This is a genomic window from Peptoniphilus grossensis (genome assembly GCF_001940285.1).
Taxonomy (GTDB): domain Bacteria; phylum Bacillota; class Clostridia; order Tissierellales; family Peptoniphilaceae; genus Peptoniphilus_A; species Peptoniphilus_A faecalis.
In genome coordinates, this window is sequence record NZ_MJIH01000001.1 from 1,545,055 (window position 1) to 1,570,434 (window position 25,380).

The window sequence follows — 25,380 nt, forward strand, 5'->3', positions numbered from 1 at the left end:
TTTTTAAAATTTTCACTAGATAATAAGATTCTAGACTTATAATAAATCACATGTTAGTTATGGAAATATTCCCATATACGAGGCTTTTGAAAAGTTTCAAAATTTATCCATACTGACCACTCAAGCCACGTTGAGTGTATCGCATTGATGTCAAGGAATAGAGTATAGATCATCTATTTCAGACTTCTACTTATATTAAGCGATATTAAAATAGCTTTTATCGCAAAAATTGGGTGATGCATTTGTATGCTTCACCCATCAATTTTTAGTCTATCATTTACATATTTACTTTTCATACTTTAACGATTTGTTTGCAAGATAGGAGAATACAATTATCTCTGCAATAGCAAATGCAAATAATAAAGTCAAAGTTTGTGTATTAATAAACCTTCCATTATTCAGCCATAGGGAGAGGTAGTTAAGACCCATGACCTTTGCTAAGAGAGGAAATATATTTTGTGTGGTTAAAGCAAAGCCTAGTATTGATGTAAAAGTCGATAAAAGAACTATTATACCCAGCGATTTTATTTTTATTGCTAAAAATTGAAAAACAAAAATCATAGGCATTGAAAGTACAATACTAAGACTTATATGGTAAATGTAAATTCCAAAATCTGTATCAGAAAAGTGACAAATAAACTTTCCTTCAAGATAAAATAAAAGTAGAAAATACATCTGTGTCAAAGCAATGATAAGTAAAGACCAAATTCCCTTAGAGATTATAAAGGATATATTCTTTATTGGGCTAATTCGTATTAACTTAAGATTCGCCTTATGCTCTACGGACCATAGACTTGCTACGACTATTGCTATAAGAGGTATAAGGAAAAATGAAAAGTAAAACAATGTTACTTGTGTCCAAAGACTCTTCCATTCAAGAACTAATATTTCAACGTTACTAAGATAATTTATTAATCCGAAAACATTGGCAAGTAATGGTATTATAATTGATGCCAACAATAAGTTCAAAAATTTTGTTTTCTTTAATTCTAATATTAACATTTTGTCCTCCTTATTCTTTTTCTAAAAGGAATTTTTTCATGTTCTTCATGTAAACTATACTGATTACTAAAAATAAGAGTGCTATTATTGTGATATAATATTGTAATGGATTTAATATTTTTATAAATTTATCTCCTTCTTTGATATAAGATATATTCATTAGGCAAGAAATCCAAGCAAAAGGATTTATATAGCTTAGCAATCGAGATGTTAGCATACATATGATTCCGGATAATGCTCCAATAATTGACAAAAAAGAAGTAAGATAAACTTTTTTTGTCTTCATTTCAAGGATCATAAATAGAGCAAGGGAAAATAAATTGATAAACAAGATTGCTATAAATAAAAGCAAAAGTCTAATTATAACGTCCATATTAAAAACAAAATATTTTGATTTTTCTGAAAGAACAATTACGAGTATCCATTGAATAATCTGCAATAATAGTAATTTAGAAGATAAATTTTTAAATTTATTTAATAAAATATCTGTAACTTTTTCTCCCAAGCGAATTTGTAATTGCCACATATTGTTTTTCTCTTCAATTTCAATTACTTTTTTAGCCAATGAAGATATCAAAATTGGATTGACCAATAAGCTAATAAAAAAATATGCATCTAAAAGCTCATATAAAAAATATGTAGAATTTAATGCAGTTCTGGAAAAAGTAACTCCTACTGGAATCAAGGTTTGAGATGTAAAAATTATAAACAATAAAAAATTTATTCCTAGCTTTTTATTTTTTTTACTTTCTAAATTTTTCATTATTTAACTCCTTTGGTTTCTGCTATAAATAGTTTTTCAAGACTTTCCCTTTCTTCTTCGATTCGATAGATGTCTACTTTTCCGTGTAGATAATGAACAATTTTTCCAATTTCATCATTAGATTTTTTTCCAAGGATTAGTTTTTTATTTTTAACATTTTTCTGAGAAAGATTTAACAGGGAAGCGGTTTTAATATTATCAGATGTTTCAATGGAGATAAATGGAGGATGAATCATTCTATAATCAGAAAGCTTTCCATTATAAATTAATTTTCCACTTTTTAATATCCCAATATGGGTAGATATTTTTTCTATTTCGTCTAGGATATGAGATGAAATTAAAATGCTAGTGGAAGAATTCGTCACAATATTATTAAATAGATTTCTCATTTCCTCTATCCCCTGTGGATCTAGTCCATTAATAGGTTCATCCAGAATTAACATTTTGGGATGTCCAATTAAAGCGATACCAATTCCAAGTCTTTGTTTCATTCCAAGCGAGTATTCTTTAGCTTTTTTATTTGCAGCATTTGTAAGTCCCACAAGTTCTAATGTCCTTGTGATTTCATTTTTACTTATATTTTTGAGTATACAAATAATTTCTAAATTTTCGTACCCTGTGAGATGTTCGTAAAAAGATGGATTTTCTATTAAAGCTCCAAGGACTCTATTGAACTCTTTTTGATTTTTTTCATTTAATTCTTTTCCAAATAGAAAAATTTTTCCAAAATCTTTTTTTACAAGGCCTAAAATTAGCTTCATCAGTGTAGACTTGCCGGCGCCATTAGGTCCAATCAAGCATAGATAGAACTTTCTTTTATTTCAAGATTTTCAATATCCAACACACAATCACTTGCATAAAATTTTTTCAAGTTTTCAATCTTTAGTATGGTATTCATAATATTTCACCTTCCTTAAATGTATTTTAGCAATTAAAAATAAAGACATGATTTCAGTAAGATCACTTTTACATCACAAATTGAAATATTGAGTAATATTCACTGGAGATTTAAGAAAGTTATTATATAATAAAATAAAAGGAGAACTAATATGATTGAAAATAGACAACAGGCTATTTTAATAATTGATGATGACAAGGATTTATTGGAAAGTTTATATAAATACTTAATAAGTAAGGGATATAAAAAAGTTCTAACTGCAAAAAATTTAGCAGAAGCTGAGTTTAAGGTCATCAATAGCAACTTGGACCTTATCGTCTTGGATTTAATGTTGCCAGATGGAAGTGGTTTTGAATTATTAAAGAAAATCAGAAAAAAATCTAGAGTACCTGTCATAATTCTATCGGCTTTAGATGGAATTGAAGATAAAAGAGAAGGTTTTGAAAGTAAGGCAGATGACTATATAGTAAAACCTTTTTTACCTGAAGATCTTCTTTGGAGAATAGATGCAGTTCTTAGAAGAAGTTCCGGTTCCATGTCTGAGGGTAGAGTGAGATTAGGTAAAGTTATCTTTGATAAACAAAGGGCAATGTTAATTAGAGATGATAAGGAAGAAAACCTAACGGCTAAGCAATTTCAAATTTTAGATCTTTTGGCAAACAATCTGAACAAAATTGTATCCATTAATCAAATATTAGATGATGTATGGGGAGAAACTTACGGTTATGAGAACACACTAATTACTCATATTTACCGAATACGAGAAAAATTAGAAGAAGACCCCAAGAATCCAAAAGTTTTAGTAACAATAAGGGGTTTAGGCTATAAATTAGTTTCTGATGAGGATGTTTAAATGCTTAATTATATTTTAAAAAGATTTACAAAAATTTTTGTTCGAATCATTTTGTTATTATTTGTTCTTGGAGTAATGTTGTTGAGTATACTCTATGTTAGTTACAAAAGTAGAGCGAATAATCCTTATCCAAATGAAGTGTTCGATTTTGTAGACAAAAATAAAAGTGAGATATATTTAAACGAAAAAAACAAAAAATATTTAGAAGAGAGAAAGATTTGGGCAATTAGAATTAATAATGATGGAGAAGTAATTGAAAGCTTTAATAAACCAAATGATGTGAAAGATAAATTTGAGATTACAGATATAGCAAGATTTACTAGGTACTATTTAAATGACTATCCTGTTTTTACTTATATATTAGGAGACGGATTAATAGTATTTGGCTATCCACAAAATTCCTTTGATAAGTTTCCAATAAATTTTGTGGATTATAGAAGTTTTACCTTTAACTTAAAGTTATCAGCTGTCTTTTTGCTGATATTTTTGTTTTTAGTATACTTAATGTATAAAATTGATGTAAAAAGCATCTTTAAAAAGTTAGAACCTGTCCAAAAATCAATAGAAGAGCTTTATGAAGAAGACTTTGATCTGTTAGAAGAAGTTGGTGAACTTTCAGATCTATCCAAAACAATAAATGATGCGAATATGAAGTATCACGACTTGAAATCAACACAAGCAAAGTGGATTAGGGGAATTAGTCATGATATAAGAACACCTCTTGCAAAAATAGCTTGGGGGCTAAATGAAATAAAAGAAGATAAAAATTTAGAAGAAATCATGAAAATTCAAGATCAAGTACTAAAAATCTCCAATATAATAGAAGATTTAAATCTGACAATGAGTATTAGTTCACTTAGTAAAGATAAATTTACCATAGCAGACCCTGTACCTATACTTAGAAAATTAATAGTTGAAAAATTAAATGAATTTCCTGATAGAGAAATAATTTTTGACAATGAGCTAAAGAACGCAAAAATAAATATGGATAATAATTTATTTTATAGAATGGTAGAAAATGTATTGAAGAATTCATTAACCTATACAGATGGAATAATAAAAGTATCAGCTTACTCTTTGAATGATAAGATATTAATTTCCATTGAAGATGAAGGTCAAGGAATAGAAGAAGAATTAATAGAGAAAGTTCAAAAATCGGATATAAGTCATGTGACAACTCATGGAATGGGATTATTTATATCAAAACAAATAGCGGAAATTTTAGGAGGAAGTATTTTAATTGAAAACACTTATCCAGGTGTCAAAGTGTTATTTCGCTTTGATTTAATTTAAAATTTATAAATGCTAGTTTAAATAATTTTTCGATTTTAAGTTTAGATTGATTCCCACATACAAATCTTTTGAAAAATCTCAAATAATAACCATACCGACCAATCAAGCCATGTTGAGACGATAGTATTGATATCAAGGATAGAAGATTAATAACAGAACAATGGCGAAGTCAAGGGGTTGGAGATTTTATGCTAAATCTAAAAACTCATAAATATTAAAACAAGTTCTATGGAAAAATATAGAAAGAGAAAATGCAGCGTAAAAATTTTCTACAACTGGGTAATAAAGAACAAAAATACCAGAGAAAATATTATACTCACTCTGGTATTTTTACAACTTTGTGGGTCAAATTATAACCACGTTTTTAAGATTAAAAGTTAATTTTATAAATCAAGGTCAGGAACAATTTGAATTTTATAATCTGGATAAAGGCCTTTGACTTCTTTATTTATTATTTTAAGGGCATCTTCTATTTTAATGTCAAAGCTCAAAACAACATCAAATCTTAAAGAATTTTTATCGATATCGCAGTAAAATCCATGGACTTGTAGAGCCCAATCATGAGATAAAATTTTCTTTTCGACAGTTTTTCTAATTTCTGTAGCTTTTTTGTCTTTAGTATTAAAAGAATATACACCGAGAGCAATTAAAATTACTCCAGTTTTTTTATAAATCTTGTGTTGTAATTTTCTTGTCAACATGTCAACCTCATCGACTTGCATTTTGTCTGGAAGTTCAACATGAAGGGAAGAATAGTATTTATTAGGACCGTAATTAAAAAGCGCTAAGTCGTATACTCCAAGAACTTGTTCTTCTTCACTAACTAACTCTTTTATTCTCTCTACCATTTCATGATCAGCTCTGTGACCAATTAAATCATCAACAGTTGATAGCATTATTTCAATTCCAGCCTTAATCATGAAAATTGAAATAATTATACCAATATAAGCTTCAAGAGAAATTCCCCAAATTGTAAAAATAATTGCAGACAAAAATACAGAAAAAGAGAGAATTGCGTCAAATAAAGCATCAGAACCCGATGCAATTAATGCAGTAGAATTAATTTTTTTGCCTTGTTCTTTCACATAATTTCCCAACATAAATTTTACGACAACTGCCAAACCAATAACTACAATAGAAAGTATTGTATAGGATGCAGGACTTGGATTTAAAATTTTCTTCACAGATTCAACCAAAGAAGTAATTCCAGCGTAAAGAACAAGAGCAGCAATAATCATCGAAGATATGTATTCAATCCTTCCATAACCCATTGGATGCTTTTTGTCTGGAGCCTTGCTGGCAATTTTTTCGCCTATGATAGTTACAACAGAAGAAAGAGCATCAGATAAATTGTTCACAGCATCTAAAATCAGTGCAATAGAATTAACAAATAAACCTAAAATTGTCTTAAATATTGCGAGAAACACATTGATTAAAATAGCAATTATGCTTGTCTTTATAATTGCCTTTCCACGATTTTTTAAGATATTTGAAATATCATAACTCTCTTGTGACATAATAACCCCTTTTTATTTAAAATTTATGATTAATTTTTACGCCTTTTTAATACCCATAATTTTATTGTTTAAATAAAGAATAGAGAATGGATAAGAATGAAAAGTATATAGTATAAACAAAATAGTAAACGACATGCCACTTATCATTTAAGCGAACCAAGTACTGTTTTTTGATTTTAAAATAGTTTTAACTAATAGTATCAATATATTTGGGACAATATTGATTTGCCAAAATTCAAAGCTCAGGATGATTTAGGAATTTTTTCAATCATGGAGCAAATAAAAAAAGAATAAAAATCGCTTTGTAGAAATCGAAGAGTTTATAAGTGCAAACTCAGTTTTAAATTATGTAATTTATTACAATGTATTAAAATCATTATAATGGAAAAGATAAGGATGAAAAAATACTGTTATTCATCTTTTAAGTTAAAGAATTATAGAAATATCTAATTATTTTTGGAAAAGTGATATTTGCCGGTAAGTTAAATAATAAATTTTAGTATTTGACTAGTCCCTTAGGGACGGTGATATCCTTTAAATAGAGGAGGGATATTATGATTATAAGTGAAGTTCAAAACAGGACGGGTCTTACAAGAAAGGCTATTAAATATTATGAAGAAAGAGGACTAATTAATCCCAAAAGACTTGAGAATGGGTATAGAGATTACAGTGATAAAGATATTAAAATTTTAAAAAAAATTTCTGTACTTTCTAAAGTTGGATTAAGTGTAGCTGAAATTAAAGGAATACTACATTCACAAGATTCTTCATTATCTACGATTTTAAGGAATAAGGAATTTGAATTAAATATTGAAGAAAAAAAGAAAGAAATTCTTGAACTTATAATCAAGGGAGAAGAGCAAGCTACGATAAATAAAAAACTTGATTTGTTAGAAACTAATAAAACTATTTATGAAAGATTAATGGATAAATTTCCGGGCTATTTTGGACAAGTTTTATTTTCAGCCTACAAGATATTTTTAAATGAAAATCTAGAAGAAGATGGGAAAAAAGCCTTTGAAAAATATATAGAGTACTTAGATAATTTACCAGAATTTCAATTGTCTAATGACGAAGGTAAATACATTGAAAAATTAACTAAATCTTTTTCTATGGCAGATTTAGAAAAAATTAATGAATCAAAGATTGAAGCAGTGAATAATATAAAAAAATGGTTTAAAGATAATGAAAAATTTATTTTTGACTATGAAAAATATAAAAAAAGTGATGAGTATTTGAATAGTGAGGTTAAGAAAATACAAGATAGATTTCAAAAATACATGGTGGACAATGGATATTATGAGATTGCAATTCCACTCATTAGAAAATTTAGTAAATCCTATGATGAATATTATAAGAAATTAATACAAGCCAATAAAAAATATTTAAAAGAAAAAAGTTCTTATTCTAGATAAAAATGTATTTTGGGAATAGGGTTGTGGACTTTAAGTATGATTTAATTAATATACAATTAAGAAATTGAAATGTCTTAAATTATGAGGAATATAGAAGCTTATGTAAGAATTCTAATTAACATAATATCATAATAAAAAGTTGTGCTTTTTTTGATACAACTTTTTATTACATATTTATTATATTTCCAAGAATAGATGCCGCAGCTGGGATTGAGCGAGACTTGCTGCCTATTATTGTGAGATCGCAAAGGGTATCTGTTTTATATTTAACAGCTTTGTTCTTACTATTTACGAAGTATAGACTGTCATTTTCTGAAACTAGGTGCATTTATATAGCTTCAATTGAATTTATTTCAGCTCCTGCGAGGTCATATAACCACCTATAGTACACACTATTCAAAGATGTAAATTTTTTCCTTTGCAAGATTATTTAGTTTTTTATATATTGGATTAAATCTGAAAATCTTTTAGGAATTTAATAAATTTTTTTTCTTTATTGGAAAGGGCTTTATTTTTAAGAAAAAATAAATTTACATTTCTTTTAGAATACTTACTTTTTATCTTATAAAAATATAAAGAATCATTAAATTTATCGTATTCAGCCATTCTGTCCCTTATAAAAACAATGCCTTTTCCAGCCTTAGCCACTTCATAAGAAGTTTGAAGCTGGTCCATATACATTAAAATATTTGGTATGAATCCATACTCGTAACAAATATTCATAGCTCTATCGTGAAGATCATTTCCCTCTTTTAAGAAAATGAACTTTTCATCTTTAAAAACTTTTAAATCTAAATAATTTTTATTATTTCTAATACCTAAATTCATAATTTCTTCAGGCTTTAAGGTAAATTTTTCAATGCCTAAATTTACGGGATTTGATTTAGGTACAGCGAGGATTAGCTCTTCTTCAAACCATATATCTTTATTAAAAATTTTTAAATTTAAATTTTCCACACATACACCTAAATCAGCCAAATTGCATTTTAAAAAATCTTCAATCTCGCCAGTTCCTATTTCTACAACTTTAATTTTTATTTCGGGATCTATCTCTGAATATTTTTCAATTAAATCAGGAAAAATGTAAGTGCAAAAATAGGTAGGTCCACAAAGTGTAAAAGTATTTTGTTTGGAGTTTGAAATTTTCGCAAGATTTTCTCTAGTTAATTTTTCTAAATTCATAACTTGTTCAATTGATTTAATATAAATTCTTCCTGCTTCAGTAAGTTCAATTGGATTAGATTTTCTGTCAAATAAGATAACGCCTAATTCGTCCTCAACTTTTTTAACGGTACTACTTAAGGCTGGTTGAGAGATAAAAAGAGATTTCGCAGCTTTTGAAAAACTTTTATTTAAATAAACAGCGTAAATATAATCATTATAATTAAACATAAGAACTCCTATATAATTAAATTAATATAACATCATACAATAATCAGTATTAGACGTGAAAAAGGTTTTATTGATATGATTATAACATAGTAGATTTGCAGAAGAGGAGGTAAACATGACTAGAATTGAAGAAAAATTTAAGAAACTGGGAATTGATAATGCGCCTGGTCAGGAGTCATTACAAGATAGTGCTATTTTAGATCTTAGAGGGGAAAAGCTAGAGGGAGAATTTGTTGATTTTTCTCATGGAGATGTGGATGCCCATCCCCCAATCCCAGGTTCTCTTGATAGATTTATAAAATCCTATGAAGATGGTGGAAAGCAAGCTTATTCGGAGTACAGAGGCCACAAGTATATTAGAGAAAATGTTGCAAAAAAAATCACAAAATTCACAGGGGTTGAAATTAATCCTAATAAAAATATTATTATAACGCCAGGAACACAAGGAGCTCTATTTCTCGCTATGTCATCACTTATTGCAGCAGATGATAAAGTAGCCATATTAGAGCCAGATTATTTTGACAACAGGAAGTTGGCGGAATTTTTAGAAGCGGATATTTATCCAATTCAACTTGATTATTTAAATGCTCCTTCAGGAAGTTCGGGAATAGACTTTGATGCACTTGAAGCTGCTTTTAAAGATGGCGTTAGAGTATTTCTTTTTACAAATCCAGGAAACCCAACAGGAGCTGTGTATTCTAAAAAAGAGTTGGAAAAAATTGCAGCTTTGGCAAAGAAGTACAATGTAACTTTACTCGCAGATGAGCTTTATTCAAGACAAATTTTTGATAACCGCAAATATTATCACATGATTAATGAAGATGTTGATTTTGATAAATTAATTACAATAATGGGTCCTTCTAAAACTGAATCAATGAGTGGATTTAGACTTGGAATTGCCTATGGATCAGAAAAAATTATTGATAGAATGGAGAAGCTTCAAGCAATTGTTTCTTTGCGTGCCCCAGGTTATAATCAAGCGATGCTAGAGCTTTGGTTTGATGAGCCTAAGGGATGGCTAGAAGAGAGAATCAAAGTACATCAAGATATTCGTGACGATTTAGTAGAAAAATTTAGAAAGGTAGAAGGCGTTAAGATTAGACCAACAGAAGGGGGATCTTATATTTTTCCTAAACTTCCAAAACTAGATATTAATATTGGAGATTTTGTTAAAGTTTTAAGGGTTCATGCAAATGTTATAGTTACTGTTGGGACAGAATTTGGCCCACAATTTGATGATTGTATTAGGCTTAATTTCTCTCAAGATCCAAAGAAAGCATCAGATGCAGTTGATAGAATAATTGAGATGATAGAAAGGTATAGGGCGAAATAATGGAAAAAAATCCAATTCCTCAAGGTAAATATATTCCAGCGAAAAGATCGAGAGATTTAATTTATTCAGCAGGAATGACTCCAAGAATAGATGGAAAATTAATGCTAGAAGGAAGGGTAAAGGTTTCTGAAGATATTTCTAAATATAGGGATGCAGTTGTGCAAGCGACTAAAAATGCAATTGTAGCGATTGAAAACACTCTTGAAGGCAATGAAAAAATTAAAGATATTATTACAATGACAGTCTATGTGAATGCAGAAGAAGGATTTACAGCCCATTCCAAACTTGCAGATTTTGCATCAGACTATATTGTTAAAAAGTATGGAGAAAGGGCAATTTGCTCAAGAGCAGCTATTGGAGTTCAATCTCTTCCAGGCAATGCTCCTGTAGAAATACAAATAATTGCATATTGCGAGAAATTATTGCAAGGATAATTATAAGTATAAAAGAGTTTTTAGTGATGAATTTTTAGGTAAACTTAGGTCAAAGTTTGCTTATTTAAATTATGATCCAACTTATGGAAAGAGATTATTTATGGATAATGCTGGAGGTTCTTTAAGATTAACTGAAGCTATTACATCAAAAATGGATTGGGATTTATTTCCAGACTGTCCACTTCGATATCACGAAAGAGCCTTGGACTTGACAAAAATTGTAGATTAAACAATGGAAGATTGTAGAGTAAAAATCAATTTTAAAGGATGAAAATAAAATATAAGATAAAAAGCATTTAAGTTAAGAGCTTTTAGGATTTTAAAATGAATCTTAAAAGCTTTTTTATTTTGAGATTATCATGATAATTCTAAAGAGTTTTTATTAACTTTATAAGTATAAGATTAGTCTATTAAAATCAGACAGGCTAGCAAGTTTTCATGACAATCTTAAGTGTTGGAATCTTTAAAAACTTTCTTAATGCCTTTTCAAATAGGCATATAATTTTTATTGACCATGTTCATTATAAAATTTAAAAATAATGAATTGAATATTCAAACAATAATTGAATAGAAGAAGATTTTTGAATAGAAAAGATTAAAAAGATATGCTACCATATAAATGATAAAAAATATCAATAACAACTAGCGATAAACGCAATATTTATCTATTTATTTTAAGGAGGTTTAAATTTGAAATTATACAAGAAATTATTTTCTTATATGCCAGAGAGAAAAATGCATGGATTTTTATCTGTAATTTTAACTATGGCAGGGATTATAATGCAATTTACAGCTTATTATTTAATATGGCTGCTACTTAAAGATGTTTTTTTAGGAGAAAGTCTTGAGGAAGCTTTAAAAATTGCTACGATTATTTTACTTTTGTTTGTTTCTCATGGACTTTTATATCTTGCAGGAACGTGGATGAGTCATCTTGCGGGATTTAGACTGGAAACAAGATTAAGAGAAAAGGGTATAAGACATCTTTTAGAGGCTTCAAATACTTTTTTTGATGTACATAACTCGGGAAAAGTCAGAAAAATAATAGACAATAATGTGGAACAGACTCACATGATTGTCGCCCATCTGATTCCAGATCAAACGGCTGCTATTTTAACACCATTATTGATGCTGGCTTTGGTATTTACACTTGATATATATCTTGGAATATTTTTTGTGATTATTGTTTTTATATCTCTAATTATAATGAAAAAGATGATGGGAGAAACCCAATTTATGGATGCTTACATGAAGAAACTTGACGAGTTAAACGCAGGAGCAGTTGAATATGTGCGCAGTATGCCCGTAGTGAAGATTTTCAATGCACCAGTCATCGGATTTAAAAAACTATATGATTCAATAATTGAGTACAAAGAAATGGTATACAAATATTCCATGTCTTGCAGAATTCCCTATGTGGCTTTTCAGTGGATTTTAAATATTTTTATAGTAAGCCCTGTTTTCATAGCTTTATTTATGGTTTCACGAGGGGATAGTCCGGCGTTGTGGAGTGCCAAGGTTTTATTTTTCACTCTTTTTATGGGACTGTTTTTTTCAAATACTATGAAGATAATGTATGTATCCATGTACCAATTTCAGGCAAATATGGCAGTTGATAATCTTGAGAATTTATTTAAAGAGATGGAGCAAAAGAAGATAAACTTCGGACAAGATAGGGAAATGAAAACTACGGATATAGAGTTTAGGGATGTAGATTTTTCTTATGACGGAGAAAATAAAGTACTTGAAAACTTTTCTCTTAAATTATCGGAAAACAAGGTCTATGCTTTGGTAGGCTCATCGGGAAGCGGTAAATCGACGATTGCTAAACTAATCTCCGGACTTTATCCGGTGGACTCCGGTGAAATTAGGATAGGAGATAAAAATATTTCTTCTTACGAGAAAGAGTATCTCATGAACAAAATAGGAATCGTTTTTCAAAACCCAAAACTCTTTAATGGCGTTACAATCTTTGACAATGTAAAACTTGCAAGAGAAAATGCATCGGACGAAGAAGTTTATGATGCTCTTAAAAAGGCAAGATGCAATGAATTTATTGATAAATTTAAAGATGGCTACAAAGCTGTTATAGGAGCGGAAGGGATAAATTTATCAGGCGGTGAAATCCAAAGAGTTTCAATTGCAAGAATCTTTTTAAAAAATCCAAAAATTATCATACTGGACGAGGCCTCAGCTGCAGCAGACCCTGAAAATGAATACGAACTTTTACTTGCTTTTTCAGAGCTAATAAAAAATAGAACGACGATTATGATAGCTCACCGACTTTCATCTGTGCGTGGAGTAGATGAAATACTTGTTGTAGAAAAGGGAAAAGTCATTGAAAGAGGAAATCACAAGGAACTCATGGAAAGGGAAACTCGATACAGAGCTTTTGTCGATTTATACGAATCTGCAAATGAATGGGAGGTTAGTGTATGAAAAATTATATAAAAAATAGATTTGCATTGACTGAAATAGGTGCTAAAGGAACAATTGTTGCGATAAAATACTCTGCCTTGAAGAGCCTATCCTATATGATGCCCATTATGTTTTTAATGTATGTCATTCAGGGACTTCTCGGATTAGGAAATTTTGACTTTAAAATATCAATTATTGTTTTTGTCGCAATCGGACTTTTTATGATTTATGTAATTAACAAGGATTATATAACGACATATAACGAAACTTATAAAGAATCGGCAAATCTTAGGATAGAAATATCCGAGAGGATAAAGGATCTTCCACTATCTTTTTATTCAAGGCATAGTCTAACAGACCTGTCGCAAACTATAATGAAGGATGTGGAAACTGTTGAACATGCCATGAGTCATGCCATTCCGGGATTTTACGGTTTTATGATAAACTTCGCCATTATAGGAGTTTTGCTTCTAGTGGGAAATATAAAACTTGGACTTGCGGTGATGCTTCCAATTTTGGTGTCCATGCTTTTAAGTTTTCTTTCAAAAAAAAGGCAGACGAGGGCAACTGAAATATATTATAAAGAACAAAGAAAATCGTCTAAAATGTTTCAGGAATTAATAGATTTATCCACAGAAATAAAATCCTATAATTTATCTGAAAAGAAGAAAAAAGATGCACTGGAATTTGTAAGAGAACTTGAGAAATATCATATTTCTTCAGAAATCGGACAAGTTGTGCCAATAACTTTAACCGGAATTGTAGGGAATTTTGCTCTCGGATTTGTGGTATATTTTGGACTTACTGAATTAATCTCAGGTAATATTAACATACTTTATTTTGCAGGATATTTATTTGCGGCAGCAAGACTTATTGACGGTGTCGCAGCATTTAATCAATATTATGCGGAAATGATGTATATCGACTCTCCTGTTGAAAAAATAAGGAAACTTAAAGAGGCTCCAACTCAAGTAGGAAGTGCTAGTGAGTTAAATCAATTCGATATTTCAGGAGAAAATGTGGAATTTTCTTATCTTGACGGGAAAAAAGTAATAGATGATATTTCTTTTAAAGCACTTCAAGGAAAGACAACAGCTCTTGTAGGGCCTTCTGGGTGTGGAAAGACCACTCTTTTAAGATTGGTGTCCAGACTTTATGATTATGACAGCGGAAAAATAATTATTGATGGCAAAGAAGTACAAAAAATAAGGACAGAAGATTTATTTAAGCATATATCAATAGTATTTCAAGAGGTATTATTATTTAACGGCTCGGTAATGGACAATATTAGAATAGGCAATTTGTCCGCATCTGATGAAGAGGTAATAGAAGCGGCAAGACTTGCCAATTGTGATGAATTTGTAGAAAAACTGCCTCAAGGGTATGACACATTGATTGGAGAAAATGGTTCAAATCTATCAGGAGGCGAAAGACAAAGGATTTCCATTGCAAGGGCATTTCTAAAGGATGCAGAGATCATTTTACTTGATGAAATTGCGGCAAGCCTTGATGTAGAAAATGAAAAATATATTCAGCAGTCATTAAATAAACTTACAAAAGATAAAACCCTTATGATAATTTCTCACAGAATGAAATCAATAGAAAAGGTAAATCAAATCATTGTGATGAATAATGGGAAAATTGAACAATCTGGTGTGCATGAAGAACTGCTAAAATCAAGCAAAACCTATAAAAAGATGATAGACTCTTCAAAAAAATCAGAAGAATTTGTATTTTAAGGAGGAAAAATGAAAAAATTTACAGTTCGTGATTTAGTTAATGCAGGAGTATTCTCGCTACTTGTAGTGGCGGCTACATGGTTAGGTGGTATGATTGGTTTTATTCCAATTGCCATGCCTATTGTACCATTTTGTTGCGGTATTGTATCAGGTCCTGTATTTATGTTGTACTCAACGAAGATAAATAAATTTGGAATGATTTTAATCATGGGAATAATTTTTGGGCTGGTGTTTTCAATGTCAGGTCATGGAGCCATAGTATTTCCGCTTATTATAGTATTTTCACTTATCTCCGAATATATTATGAAAAAGGGAGACTATAAATCTATAAAACACGCAAGACTTTCTTATCTAGTATTTATGTTATTTGCGGCGGCAAATCTTATTCCGCTATATTTTGCAAGAGATGCCTATATACAGTCTTTAATTGCACAGGGTTATGGAAAAGAATACGTAAATAAATTAATGAGCGTCATGCCGATGTGGTCCTTTTTACCGATTGTTATTCTTGGAATGATAGGAGGCTACTTGGGTTGCACTATCGGGATTAAAATTTTGAATAAGCATTTTAAAAAAGCGGGAATGGCTTAATGAAACTGGATTTCAGGACAAAGTTCATATTAACCATAGTACTTGGAATTGTTGTGGTAGAAGGTTCCGTAAGTCAAAAATATCCTTTCCTTGGTATTTTATTAGTTGTATTTCCTTATATCTTAGCACTTTTTGACAGAGAAAAGTCCCTATTTTTCAAGGGACTTTTCTATACAGTAATTGCTTTATTGGGGCAAAAGTTTTTGCCACATTTTCAGGGGAATTTTCTTGCTATGGTACTCACTCTCTATTGTGGAATAATACTTAGAATTATTCCGGGCGTGATGATGGGGTATTATGGAGTGACAACCACAAAGATGAGCGACCTTGTATATTCTCTAACAAGGATGAAATTTCCCGATTTTATTATAATTCCGATTTCTGTTATGTTTCGATTTTTCTACTCCATTAAAGAAGACTATAAGGTGATTAACGAGGCGATGTATATGCACGGGCTTACATTAAAAAATTTTTTTAAAAATCCGGCAAGAATTATAGAATACAAATTTGTTCCACTTCTTATGATAACTTCTCAAACAGCCGATAATGTATCAATATCTGCCATGACAAGAGGTATGAGAGTAGGAGAAGAAAGAAGTAGTATTTCAAATGCAAGCCTAAAGTTTTATGATTATATACTAATTTTATTTTCTTTGTTTTTGACGATTTTGTTTATTAAGGTGAAGCTATGTTAGAATTTAAAAATTTGACTCTGGAATATGAAAATGATGAGGGTAAAAATTTAAAAATCCTAGACGATATCAATTTAAAATTTGAAAAAGGTAGCATAAATGTAATAACGGGAGAATCAGGTTGCGGTAAATCTTCTCTTATAAAACTAATAAACGGTATAATCCCAGAGATAACAAGTGCAAAAATATGTGGGGAAATAAAATTAAATGGCGAGAATTTACTGGAAAGTGATATTACAAAAAGAAGCGAGAAAATATCGACAGTATTTCAAAATCCAAAAAATCAATTTTATGCAATAAATTCCCTTGATGAAATAGCCTTTGCCTTGGAAAATAGAAAAATGGAAAAAGAGGAAATTTTTAATAGGATAGAATATTATACCAAACTGCTTTCGACAGAAAAACTTCTGAATAAAGATTTACTTAAATTATCAGGGGGAGAAAAACAATTAGTTGCCATAACCTCTGTTTCTGTCATGGATAACGAGATTTACCTATTTGACGAACCTTCCGCATCACTGGATAGAGAGTCTATAAAGAGGCTTTCTGAAGATATAAAAATTTTAAAAAAACAGGGTAAAATTATAATAATTGCAGAGCATAGGCTTTATTATTTAAGGGATATTTTGGATAAAATTTTTGTAATTGAGAACAACAAAATTTTTTCATATGACAAAAATAATGTAGATGATGTTTTGATAAAAAAGCATCATCTCAGGATTTTACAAAATATAGAAGAAAGGGATTTTAAAAATGATAATTATACTGAAAAAAACTTATTTGATAAATCATATAACGAGGAAGATGAATTAATTTGCAAAGATTTTTATTGTAAATATAGCGGAGGAAAAGAAATATTTGATTTTTCAATATCTTTTAGCAAGGGAATTCATTTTATAATTGGAGAAAATGGAATCGGAAAATCTTCTTTTATTAGAAATATTTGCGGACTGAATAAGGGGCAAAAAGGAGAAGTATACTATTGTAAAGAAAAAATAAAAAATCACGGCGATCACATATCTCTTGTGATGCAAGATGTAAATTATCAACTTTTTACAGAATCGGTATATAGCGAGATTTCCATTGTATCAAATGATGAAAAATTAAAAGAGGAAACTTTAAGAGAATTTGAGCTTTGGGACAAAAAAGACTTTCACCCTCAGAGTTTATCGGGAGGAGAAAAACAAAGGCTTGCTCTTGCACTTGCAAAGGCAAGTCCAAAGGGTATTGTAATATTAGACGAGCCTACATCGGGGCTTTGTTTTAAAAATATGAGAAATTTGATAAAAGTAATAAAAGAAATGAAAGAAGATGGAAAAATCATTATTATAATAACTCATGACTATGAGTTTATAAAAATGGTGCAAGAAAATGTGGTGAAATTTGTAAGTGGATAAAAAAGGATATGAAAGTTGGGGGTTTAAAGTATCGCCAACAGAGGATAAAAATATTTTTGATTATGAGGGAATTGAATATCCAGAAAATAAAATGAGATCCTATGCCATATTTCCAGGCATTACTGTATTATTTATAGATTTTAAGCATAGATATATGGCTGAAAATTCGGAAAGCGAGGGCACATATGGATATAGAATTGGATATTCATATGAAGGCAATTATTATACTCATATAAATAACACAAGAGTTTTGATAACAAGGGAAATATTTGTGGGAAAATCCCTTCCCAAATCCTTTAAGTCCTATTGTACAAGTGATAGGACGATTGCTTTTAATATAGCCATATCACCAAAACATATAGATCATAAAGCCAAGAGTTATGAAATCATCTCAAAATTTTTAAAAAATGTAGAAAATATTAAAGACTTTGGTTATATTTTCAACAGCAGAGAGCTAACATTTCTTTCCAATCAATTAATAGAAGCCTTAAAAAATAGAGATATGATTTTAATAAGACTAAAAGTATTGGAACTTATGTATAGGATAGCAAAGGAAAAAGTTACAGAAAACAGGACAAAATATTACAAAGAGGATGCGATGAAAGAAGAGATTTATCAGATAGAAAGCTACCTTAAAACTCATATGAAAGAAGACATCGACCTAAATAAAATTTGCAAAGAATTTAAAATTTCAAAATCATACCTAAACAATAGGTTTATGCGTATATTTCAGTATACTCCCATGAGATATTTAAATAATATGAGATTAATTAAAGCAGAGGAAATTTTAATATCAACAAATAAAAATATAATTGATGTGTGTGAAGAAGTGGGATTTAAAAACCCTTCTAATTTCGCAAGGTCCTTTAAAAAATTCACAGGTCTAAGCCCAAGTAAATATAGAAAACATAACAAAATTTGAAATATAAAACAAGGCTTGTGAAGTATAAAACTTTTTTTAAAGGTGATGTTAAATAGTATATAGAGGTAAAGTTTCATATAGAAGATGGCAAAGAATCTGAGAAAGTGAAATTTAAAAGAAATACTAATCGGTGAGGGGAAGCTATCTTATCAAAACAGAAGCAATTGTTGTGATTTTTTATAGAATAGATAGCAGGAAGGGATATAAATAGATAAATAAAAACAAAAGGTCTATTAAAAACAGTGTTGGTTATAAATCATCAGCACTATTTTTATTTTGAGAATATAATTAAAATAGACATAGAAGTCATATTCCTATAAATGTAGTTGCGCCTAAGTACTAAGGAGCTATTTTACGAACCGTAATATAATGACAATGTATAGACTATGCACGAATTTTATATCATAATCAAGTTAATGGAGATGATATTATGGCTACAACTAATTTAAATATAAGGACAGATAAAGAAATAAAAGAAGCAGCAGAAAAAACCTACTCTAATTTAAGTTTAAATATGACAACTGCAATTAATATCTTTTTAAGAGCTAGTATTAGAGAAAGAGGAATTCCTTTTGATTTAAAATTAAATGTTCCCAAAGATGAAACTATAAAAGCTATAGAAGAAGGAAGAATGATAGCTAAAGATATGAATGTGAGCTTTTATGATAATATGGATGATTTGAAAAAAGCTCTTGAAGTATAAAATAAAGTTTACTAGCAGATTTAAGTCAGTCTTTAGGCTCAATAGAGTTGGTATGGAAAGAGAAAGATTGACGGAGTTATTACAAAAATTATGGCTCTTGGTAGTCTATTAGATGTAGAAATGATAATAGTGAATATGTCTATGATTATAAGAGACTATCTGTAGAAAATTCTTTAAGGGAATTGATAGATAAAAATATAATTGAAAGAAGGGGCAAAGGCAGAGCAACATATTATGTTAAAAAATAGGACTGATAGCATCTACAAAAGCAGGTCCTATTTTCATTTTCAATTTTTAGAAGTAATAGTATAAACATTTTAAATTTAATATTCATCCGAAAGGGTGCAGTCAACGCAAAGACCAATGACCACATTTATTTATTGAGGCAGTGAAACTTGACTATCTATTTTTGATTTATTTTTGCTTTTAATTTGTAATATAAATAATATGTTTACAGAAAAAAGTAAAGAGGACTTTAAAGACAAAGAAGTAGCTACACAGAATGATTATGGTAATTTCTAAAGAGATATTGACAAATAAGGTCTGAAGTGTGAAAATAAAAGTGATAAACCATATCAATAAAAAGAAGAAAGAATTGAATAAAAAATAGTAAGCCTATTGATGGCATTTGTAATGATAGCTACAATTTTATCTCCAAGCTATGCTCAAGCCTCTGAGTATTCAGATTATGTTAAACATAGTGAGGCAACTTTGTAGAAGATGGAAAAAATATAAAGTTGAAGAAGATTTGATGTCTAGAGGAGATAAAATCAAAACTACTTCTAATTTTTTTACTGATGAAGGGGTATTAATAGAAACTCAGATTATAACTGTCGATAGATCAGTTGGCATTGTTTACTTTGAAAACAGAAATTCAGATCAAGAGCTTATAAATTCAGAAAGCTATAGCTTTGATCAAATTTTAGAACTAACAGAATCTGATGAAGAAACACGTGATGTATTTGTTACTTATTCCAATGATCGTGGGAAATTTGTATTGACAGCTACTTCTGCTGGATTACTAGGGGCAGGTGGAATTATGCCATGGAATGTTCGAGCAAGCGTAGATGTGTATTCAAGTCCTTATAGAACAGGAAAACATTACACAAGATTCTATGGAGATTTTTATACCACTGACGGAGAATATATTACGAGTTTACATTGGAGTAAAAGGGGATATCATTAATGAAAAATGCGCTCTTAAGAGCCTTAATGTATAATATCATTGGACTTTTTATTATGGGTGTTTTTTATTTTTTGAAATATGATATAAATAAGACTCATACAAAAGAAATGTTATTAATAATATTTCTAGGTGAGGTTTGTTATTGGTTAACTGTTCTAATTGGATTATTGGTTATTAAAAAATTAAAAAGTTAAATAATGAATTTTAGCATCTATCAAATTGGTAGCGGCATTATTGCTTTTCACAATTTATAAATGATAAAATAGTTTTAGTTTAAATAAAGGAACTTATAAATTAAGACTTATAGAGGTGATTTTTTGCGAGTGTATAAAGATAAAGAGGAACTCAAGGCTGAAATAAATAAGACATTTAAGAAATATATTTCAGAATTCGATGACATTCCAGAAACTTTAAAGGACAAGAGAGTTAGTGAAGTTGACAGAACGCCAGCAGAAAACCTTGCTTATCAGGTGGGATGGACGACTTTAGTCCTTAAATGGGAAGAAGATGAAAGAAGGGGACTTCAAGTAAAGACGCCATCGGATAAATTCAAATGGAATCAATTAGGCGAATTATATCAGTGGTTTACAGATACCTACGCTCATTTATCTCTGCAAGAGTTGAAATCTAAATTAAATGGAAATATTAATGCTATCTATGATATGATCGATTCATTAAGTGAGGAAGAATTATTTAAACCACATATGCGAAAGTGGGCTGATGAAGCGACTAAAACAGCAGTATGGGAAGTATATAAGTTTATTCATGTTAACACTGTTGCACCCTTTGGAACCTTTAGAACAAAGATCAGAAAATGGAAGAAGATAGCGTTATGATTACAGTTATTTAACTCAAATATTAAATAATAAGTTATAAGAAAATTCATGAGGCAGTAAATCAATAGATTTACTGTTTTTTTTTGCTTAAAATCAAGGAGAAAGGACAAAAAATTTATTCCATTTATTAAAAACAAATACACTAAAAATAAAAAAGATTTTTTGCTGTGAAAACTACAGAGATTATTTCATTTGAGATTAAAAAGTAAATATAATCTTTCATCAGTTTTTACATTACTTTATTGACATCTATTATAAATAATTGTGTGAAAACTAATAAGAAATTTCAATTTTTTCTCTTTAGAAGAAGGAATAAATCTATAAATGAAAGAAAAGTTTACATTTTAGTTATTGACTGAACGGTCTATGTTTTACTATAATAGACCATGTAGTCAATAATAAATAATGGAGGTTAGAATGAAAAAACAAGAAAAAACTCAAAAAACTAAGGAGCGTATTATTGATGCGGCACTTAAAGAATTTGGCAGCAAAAGTTACGATGCGGCATCAGTCAATAGCATATGTGAAATAGGAAAGATTTCCAAGGGATTGATTTATCACAATTTTAAAGGGAAGGATGAGCTCTATTTGCTTTGCGTAAAAGCTTGCTATGATGAAATGACAGAGGCTTTGAAGGCACAGCCTTTTGAAATTCAAAGTGCTAAAGATGGCTTGAAAAACTTCCTTATGATTAGACAAAGATTTTTTCAAGACAACCCCCATTATGCTAATATTTTTTTCAATACAGTTTTACAACCGCCAAAGCATCTGATTCATGAACTTGCTAAGTTGCGCAATGGTTTTGATGAGTATTTTAGTGAGTATTATCTTGCTCTTTTGGATTATCTTACATTGCGAGAAGGGATTACAAAAGAGATAGCATTGGAATATTTTTTAGGTGTCAGTGAAATGTTCAATAACTATTTTCAAAAAAAATCAGAACAAAAAGGTGACTATCGAGAATTTGTTGATGACCACGAGGGAAAATTATCTACAATTTTTGACATCATATTGTATGGTTTAGCGAAGGAATCAACAAAGAAAAATGGTGAAAATTAAAAAACTTTATATGTAATAGACTCTCTTTAGAAAGATTAGGTGAAGCGAAATGATTATATTATTTTTTAGGCTACTTATAACAATAGGAATTGCATTTTTTGTGGGTAAGCTTGTTTCTAAATTGAAATTACCATCAATATTGGGATGGTTGATTGCTGGAATGTTTTTAGGACCGCATGCACTTTCACTTATAAATCAAGAACTTTTAGATGCGCAGTGGTATCAGACAATTAATCATATTCTTGAATGTGGTGTCGGTTTAATGATTGGGACTGAGCTTGTCTGGAATAAAATAAAAAAGTCTGGAAGGGCTATTGTAATTACAACACTGACACAATCTTTGGGCACTTTTTTAATTGTATCACTGGTTTTCGGCATAGTATTTTATAAATCAAATATTCCAATATATTTGGCATTTATTTTTGGTGGAATTGCACTTGCAACAGCACCAGCCCCAGCATTATCCATTGTCCGAGAATTTAATACCAAAGGACCAGTTACTGAAACTTTAATCCCCATGGCAGCATTAGATGATATTGTAGGCTGTATAGTCTTTTTCACAACGATTGCAATTGTTGCAGGCAATTTTTCTGCCGGTGATTTACCAGCATATATGATCGCTTTTATTGTAATTTTACCTTTGATTATAGGCATTGCAATAGGTTTTTTAGCTGGATTAGTATTGAAAAAAGAGCGAGGCAAATCTTCTACATTGATTTTGTTGATTGCCATGATAATATTGGCATCTTCTGTAGGATTTATTTTTAATGTATTGATTTTGCCCCGCCCTGTTTTGAACTTTATGTTAATTGGCATGGCATTTTCTGCAACCTTTTCCAACATGGTTTCAAAGGCACGTCTTGTACAGATAATGCATGGATTTAGCCCTATTTTAAGTATATCGATGATTGTTGTAATCCTAAATTTAGGAGCACCCTTGGATTACCATTTGATTCTTGGAGCTGGTTTATTTACTGCTATTTATATTGCAGCAAGAGCGACAGGAAAATATTTTGGTGCATATTTTGGAGCGAGTATTACAAAATCTCCCGAAACTGTGAAAAAATATCTTGGGTTAACTCTTTTACCGCACTCTGGAGTTTCTTTGGTATTTACTGGCATTGCCGTTTCAGTTTTAGCCACACCAGCTCCCAAAGATTCAAAAATTGTTCAGGGAACTATTGCAGCAGCAGCTGTAATTAACGAAATTATTGCGGTAATAACCGCCAAAAAAGGATTTGAATGGGCTGGAGAATTGGGGAATACAAAGAGCGAGAAGAAAGTAGGAATTAAGCATAAAACTATTAAACTAGAATATCATGAATCGGAGGAGAATAAAAAAGCAGAAAATTAGATTAAAATAACTTAAAGACAAGGTAAAATAAAATTAGAAATCATATTCCAAGAGATTTTTTATTTTTAAAACTCAAATGTGGTACAATAAAAATATTAAAAGCAAAATTAATTATAAACTTGGAGGAATAAAATGAATAAAGAAAATAAAAATATTGCCATTCAAGAAACTTATGGTGAAAGATTTCAATACTGCTGGGGTTGCGGTCCTAAAAATCACGAAGGCATGCACCTAAAATCCTATCCATCTGAAGATGGAAGAGAGTGTATCGCAAAGGTAACTCCAGATTCTGTATATACTGGTGGCGTTCCTGCAAACCTTTTTGGCGGAATGATTGCAATGATCTTCGATTGTCACGGAACTGCATCTGCGGCATGGTTTAAGCATCATGATTTAGGTCTTGAACTGACTGAAGACACAGTAATAGGTCGTTTTATTACTGCAAGACTTGAAGTTGATTTCAAAAAACCAACTCCAATGGATGTGGAAATTACTGTTAGGGCAACTGCTGAGGAAATTGGCGAAAGAAAAGTCATAGTAAATATGGTAATGGAAGCTGATGGAGAAGTTCGTGCAAAGGCAAGGATGGTTGCCGTTGGAGTAAAGGACAATATGTAGTTTAAAAGAAATTGCTTTCAACCTCTTTTTTAAAATTTAAAAGTTTCGAGGTTATTATGGATTTAAAAAACAAAAATATTATAGGCATTTTAATATATTTTACATCCTTTGTTATTAGCTTTGGTGTTTTTGCAATTATTAAAAGAGTCGAACTAATTCCAATAATTAATAATCTTATACTTGGATTTAATTTTTTATTTTTTATAGGACTTCAAATTTTTTCATTCTATAAATTGACAAGAATTGAGCTTAATAGATATATAAAAGTCATACTATTGATTTTTCTAATAATTTGTGCTTGTATTTCTTCTTTTTTTATCTTTTTAGCATCTGTGTTTTCGGCAAAAGATGACAGAAGTTTAATTTATGACGGAGAAAAATATTATGTTTTAAATGTAGGTTGGCTGGATCCAAATTATGAAATTCACAAGAAAAATTTAATTACTATGAATAAATTGGATAATGATAAACTTGGCGATGTTTTTTGTGATTTAAATAAAATAGAAAATAAAGAAACTAGAGAAATTTTAAAATTTCTAATTTATGGCAGAAATGGAATTTTTATTAAAAATACAGAAGAAAATTTTAATTATCAAAGTGAAAGTATTAAACATAAAAATTTTTCTAATAATTTTCAAATAATATAGAAAATAAAAATGAAACTTTAAAAAATTTTGAAACTTTAAAATAAAGGAAAAGTGTGGTCATTATTTTTAAATTATTGCAATATTTTGCGAAAAAATATTATTGATTGGTTAAATTGAAAAGATACAAATAAGAAAGACATTTTTGTACATTGACACTATACTGACGATAATATTTGATCTATCTATTTATATAATTGCATAAATTTAATAAAAAGTCTTACAAATTTTGATAAAAATTAATTTATGTTTGCAAATTAAACTTGCAAACTTTTTTTATTTTTTGAAGAAAATTTATAATATGATGATATAATAATAAAA

24 protein-coding genes and 1 pseudogene are annotated in these 25,380 nt (G+C 29.6%); 19 read left to right on the forward strand and 6 right to left on the reverse strand.

The window, feature by feature from the left end; translation table 11 throughout:
- Window positions 1–285: 285 nt before the first annotated feature.
- The 3 genes and pseudogenes from BIV18_RS07455 to BIV18_RS07465 all read right to left on the reverse strand — a co-directional run bounded on the left by BIV18_RS07455 (window position 286) and on the right by BIV18_RS07465 (window position 2,663).
- Window positions 286–1,002 carry an ABC transporter permease gene (locus BIV18_RS07455; protein WP_075660000.1) on the reverse strand — a complete coding sequence of 239 codons (717 nt, stop codon included), beginning with the start codon at window positions 1,000–1,002 and terminating at the stop codon, window positions 286–288.
- A 10-nt stretch (window positions 1,003–1,012) separates the two neighbouring features.
- Window positions 1,013–1,765 carry a hypothetical protein gene (locus BIV18_RS07460; RefSeq protein WP_075660001.1) on the reverse strand — a complete coding sequence of 251 codons (753 nt, stop codon included), beginning with the start codon at window positions 1,763–1,765 and terminating at the stop codon, window positions 1,013–1,015.
- Window positions 1,765–2,663, reverse strand: a pseudogene (locus tag BIV18_RS07465) (ATP-binding cassette domain-containing protein). Before BIV18_RS07465 ends, BIV18_RS07460 begins: the two are co-directional and overlap by 1 nt.
- Before the next feature lie 151 nt (window positions 2,664–2,814).
- On the opposite strand from BIV18_RS07465, the gene BIV18_RS07470 reads away from it, so the two are divergent.
- Together BIV18_RS07470 and BIV18_RS07475 are read left to right on the forward strand one after the other, a co-directional pair.
- Entirely contained in the window at window positions 2,815–3,516 is a 702-nt protein-coding gene (locus tag BIV18_RS07470) for a response regulator transcription factor (protein ID WP_075660002.1), read from the forward strand.
- Complete coding sequence (locus BIV18_RS07475) at window positions 3,517–4,809, forward strand: HAMP domain-containing sensor histidine kinase (protein ID WP_075660003.1); 1,293 nt, start codon at window positions 3,517–3,519, stop codon at window positions 4,807–4,809. It abuts the gene before it with no gap.
- Window positions 4,810–5,192: 383 nt separating this feature from the next.
- On the opposite strand, the gene BIV18_RS07480 is transcribed toward BIV18_RS07475, so the two are convergent.
- Window positions 5,193–6,326, reverse strand: a complete 1,134-nt coding sequence (locus BIV18_RS07480; RefSeq protein ID WP_075660004.1) for a cation diffusion facilitator family transporter — start codon at window positions 6,324–6,326, stop codon at window positions 5,193–5,195.
- A 554-nt stretch (window positions 6,327–6,880) separates the two neighbouring features.
- Between BIV18_RS07480 and BIV18_RS07485 the strand changes: the two genes are divergently transcribed.
- Complete coding sequence (locus tag BIV18_RS07485; RefSeq protein ID WP_075660005.1) at window positions 6,881–7,741, forward strand: MerR family transcriptional regulator; 861 nt, start codon at window positions 6,881–6,883, stop codon at window positions 7,739–7,741.
- 166 nt (window positions 7,742–7,907) lie between these two features.
- Here BIV18_RS07485 and BIV18_RS10675 read toward each other — a convergent pair whose 3' ends face one another.
- Together BIV18_RS10675 and BIV18_RS07490 are read right to left on the reverse strand one after the other, a co-directional pair.
- Complete coding sequence (locus BIV18_RS10675) at window positions 7,908–8,069, reverse strand: hypothetical protein (RefSeq protein WP_178385782.1); 162 nt, start codon at window positions 8,067–8,069, stop codon at window positions 7,908–7,910.
- Window positions 8,070–8,191: 122 nt separating this feature from the next.
- Entirely contained in the window at window positions 8,192–9,133 is a 942-nt protein-coding gene (locus BIV18_RS07490) for a LysR substrate-binding domain-containing protein (protein ID WP_075660006.1), read from the reverse strand.
- A 115-nt stretch (window positions 9,134–9,248) separates the two neighbouring features.
- On the opposite strand from BIV18_RS07490, the gene BIV18_RS07495 reads away from it, so the two are divergent.
- From BIV18_RS07495 to BIV18_RS07575, 16 genes are all read left to right on the forward strand, one after another.
- Window positions 9,249–10,466: a pyridoxal phosphate-dependent aminotransferase gene (locus tag BIV18_RS07495; protein ID WP_075660007.1), complete on the forward strand. Its 1,218-nt coding sequence runs from the start codon at window positions 9,249–9,251 to the stop codon at window positions 10,464–10,466.
- Entirely contained in the window at window positions 10,466–10,900 is a 435-nt protein-coding gene (locus tag BIV18_RS07500) for a RidA family protein (protein ID WP_075660008.1), read from the forward strand. The genes BIV18_RS07495 and BIV18_RS07500 overlap by 1 nt, the downstream gene beginning before the upstream one ends.
- On the forward strand, window positions 10,869–11,129 hold the full coding sequence (locus tag BIV18_RS07505; protein ID WP_075660009.1) for a Clp protease/crotonase-like domain-containing protein: 261 nt from the start codon (window positions 10,869–10,871) through the stop codon (window positions 11,127–11,129). The genes BIV18_RS07500 and BIV18_RS07505 overlap by 32 nt, the downstream gene beginning before the upstream one ends.
- A 461-nt stretch (window positions 11,130–11,590) precedes the next feature.
- On the forward strand, window positions 11,591–13,339 hold the full coding sequence (locus BIV18_RS07510) for an ABC transporter ATP-binding protein (protein WP_075660010.1): 1,749 nt from the start codon (window positions 11,591–11,593) through the stop codon (window positions 13,337–13,339).
- The gene (locus tag BIV18_RS07515) at window positions 13,336–15,057 is read left to right on the forward strand and encodes an ABC transporter ATP-binding protein (protein ID WP_075660011.1); all 1,722 of its coding nucleotides are present in this window, start codon (window positions 13,336–13,338) and stop codon (window positions 15,055–15,057) included. The genes BIV18_RS07510 and BIV18_RS07515 overlap by 4 nt, the downstream gene beginning before the upstream one ends.
- A gap of 9 nt (window positions 15,058–15,066) precedes the next feature.
- On the forward strand, window positions 15,067–15,648 hold the full coding sequence (locus BIV18_RS07520; protein WP_075660012.1) for an MptD family putative ECF transporter S component: 582 nt from the start codon (window positions 15,067–15,069) through the stop codon (window positions 15,646–15,648).
- Window positions 15,648–16,343 carry an energy-coupling factor transporter transmembrane component T gene (locus BIV18_RS07525; RefSeq protein WP_075660013.1) on the forward strand — a complete coding sequence of 232 codons (696 nt, stop codon included), beginning with the start codon at window positions 15,648–15,650 and terminating at the stop codon, window positions 16,341–16,343. Before BIV18_RS07520 ends, BIV18_RS07525 begins: the two co-directional genes overlap by 1 nt.
- Complete coding sequence (locus tag BIV18_RS07530) at window positions 16,337–17,737, forward strand: ATP-binding cassette domain-containing protein (RefSeq protein WP_075660014.1); 1,401 nt, start codon at window positions 16,337–16,339, stop codon at window positions 17,735–17,737. The genes BIV18_RS07525 and BIV18_RS07530 overlap by 7 nt, the downstream gene beginning before the upstream one ends.
- Window positions 17,730–18,659, forward strand: coding sequence for a helix-turn-helix domain-containing protein (locus tag BIV18_RS07535; RefSeq protein ID WP_075660015.1), 930 nt, complete (start codon window positions 17,730–17,732; stop codon window positions 18,657–18,659). Before BIV18_RS07530 ends, BIV18_RS07535 begins: the two co-directional genes overlap by 8 nt.
- 430 nt (window positions 18,660–19,089) lie before the next feature.
- Complete coding sequence (locus BIV18_RS07540) at window positions 19,090–19,362, forward strand: type II toxin-antitoxin system RelB/DinJ family antitoxin (protein ID WP_075660016.1); 273 nt, start codon at window positions 19,090–19,092, stop codon at window positions 19,360–19,362.
- 688 nt (window positions 19,363–20,050) lie between these two features.
- Complete coding sequence (locus BIV18_RS07545) at window positions 20,051–20,548, forward strand: hypothetical protein (protein WP_144015210.1); 498 nt, start codon at window positions 20,051–20,053, stop codon at window positions 20,546–20,548.
- A 317-nt stretch (window positions 20,549–20,865) separates the two neighbouring features.
- Window positions 20,866–21,384 carry a ClbS/DfsB family four-helix bundle protein gene (locus BIV18_RS07555; protein ID WP_075660019.1) on the forward strand — a complete coding sequence of 173 codons (519 nt, stop codon included), beginning with the start codon at window positions 20,866–20,868 and terminating at the stop codon, window positions 21,382–21,384.
- 417 nt (window positions 21,385–21,801) lie between these two features.
- Entirely contained in the window at window positions 21,802–22,443 is a 642-nt protein-coding gene (locus tag BIV18_RS07560; RefSeq protein ID WP_075660020.1) for a TetR/AcrR family transcriptional regulator, read from the forward strand.
- 49 nt (window positions 22,444–22,492) lie between these two features.
- Entirely contained in the window at window positions 22,493–23,797 is a 1,305-nt protein-coding gene (locus BIV18_RS07565; protein ID WP_083635557.1) for a cation:proton antiporter, read from the forward strand.
- Window positions 23,798–23,929: 132 nt separating this feature from the next.
- Window positions 23,930–24,415, forward strand: coding sequence for an acyl-CoA thioesterase (locus tag BIV18_RS07570; RefSeq protein WP_075660021.1), 486 nt, complete (start codon window positions 23,930–23,932; stop codon window positions 24,413–24,415).
- 56 nt (window positions 24,416–24,471) lie between these two features.
- Window positions 24,472–25,062, forward strand: coding sequence for a hypothetical protein (locus tag BIV18_RS07575; protein ID WP_075660022.1), 591 nt, complete (start codon window positions 24,472–24,474; stop codon window positions 25,060–25,062).
- Window positions 25,063–25,380 lie beyond the last annotated feature (318 nt).

What these genes read in the sequence shown, in the direction of transcription:
- BIV18_RS07455 (WP_075660000.1), bottom strand. Translation starts at nt 1,002, where the DNA reads ATGTTAATATTAGAATTAAAGAAAACAAAATTTTTGAACTTATTGTTG.
- BIV18_RS07460 (WP_075660001.1), bottom strand. Translation starts at nt 1,765, where the DNA reads ATGAAAAATTTAGAAAGTAAAAAAAATAAAAAGCTAGGAATAAATTTT.
- BIV18_RS07470 (WP_075660002.1), top strand. Translation starts at nt 2,815, where the DNA reads ATGATTGAAAATAGACAACAGGCTATTTTAATAATTGATGATGACAAG.
- BIV18_RS07475 (WP_075660003.1), top strand. Translation starts at nt 3,517, where the DNA reads ATGCTTAATTATATTTTAAAAAGATTTACAAAAATTTTTGTTCGAATC.
- BIV18_RS07480 (WP_075660004.1), bottom strand. Translation starts at nt 6,326, where the DNA reads ATGTCACAAGAGAGTTATGATATTTCAAATATCTTAAAAAATCGTGGA.
- BIV18_RS07485 (WP_075660005.1), top strand. Translation starts at nt 6,881, where the DNA reads ATGATTATAAGTGAAGTTCAAAACAGGACGGGTCTTACAAGAAAGGCT.
- BIV18_RS10675 (WP_178385782.1), bottom strand. Translation starts at nt 8,069, where the DNA reads ATGCACCTAGTTTCAGAAAATGACAGTCTATACTTCGTAAATAGTAAG.
- BIV18_RS07490 (WP_075660006.1), bottom strand. Translation starts at nt 9,133, where the DNA reads ATGTTTAATTATAATGATTATATTTACGCTGTTTATTTAAATAAAAGT.
- BIV18_RS07495 (WP_075660007.1), top strand. Translation starts at nt 9,249, where the DNA reads ATGACTAGAATTGAAGAAAAATTTAAGAAACTGGGAATTGATAATGCG.
- BIV18_RS07500 (WP_075660008.1), top strand. Translation starts at nt 10,466, where the DNA reads ATGGAAAAAAATCCAATTCCTCAAGGTAAATATATTCCAGCGAAAAGA.
- BIV18_RS07515 (WP_075660011.1), top strand. Translation starts at nt 13,336, where the DNA reads ATGAAAAATTATATAAAAAATAGATTTGCATTGACTGAAATAGGTGCT.
- BIV18_RS07520 (WP_075660012.1), top strand. Translation starts at nt 15,067, where the DNA reads ATGAAAAAATTTACAGTTCGTGATTTAGTTAATGCAGGAGTATTCTCG.
- BIV18_RS07525 (WP_075660013.1), top strand. Translation starts at nt 15,648, where the DNA reads ATGAAACTGGATTTCAGGACAAAGTTCATATTAACCATAGTACTTGGA.
- BIV18_RS07530 (WP_075660014.1), top strand. Translation starts at nt 16,337, where the DNA reads ATGTTAGAATTTAAAAATTTGACTCTGGAATATGAAAATGATGAGGGT.
- BIV18_RS07540 (WP_075660016.1), top strand. Translation starts at nt 19,090, where the DNA reads ATGGCTACAACTAATTTAAATATAAGGACAGATAAAGAAATAAAAGAA.
- BIV18_RS07545 (WP_144015210.1), top strand. Translation starts at nt 20,051, where the DNA reads ATGTTAAACATAGTGAGGCAACTTTGTAGAAGATGGAAAAAATATAAA.
- BIV18_RS07560 (WP_075660020.1), top strand. Translation starts at nt 21,802, where the DNA reads ATGAAAAAACAAGAAAAAACTCAAAAAACTAAGGAGCGTATTATTGAT.
- BIV18_RS07565 (WP_083635557.1), top strand. Translation starts at nt 22,493, where the DNA reads ATGATTATATTATTTTTTAGGCTACTTATAACAATAGGAATTGCATTT.
- BIV18_RS07570 (WP_075660021.1), top strand. Translation starts at nt 23,930, where the DNA reads ATGAATAAAGAAAATAAAAATATTGCCATTCAAGAAACTTATGGTGAA.
- BIV18_RS07575 (WP_075660022.1), top strand. Translation starts at nt 24,472, where the DNA reads ATGGATTTAAAAAACAAAAATATTATAGGCATTTTAATATATTTTACA.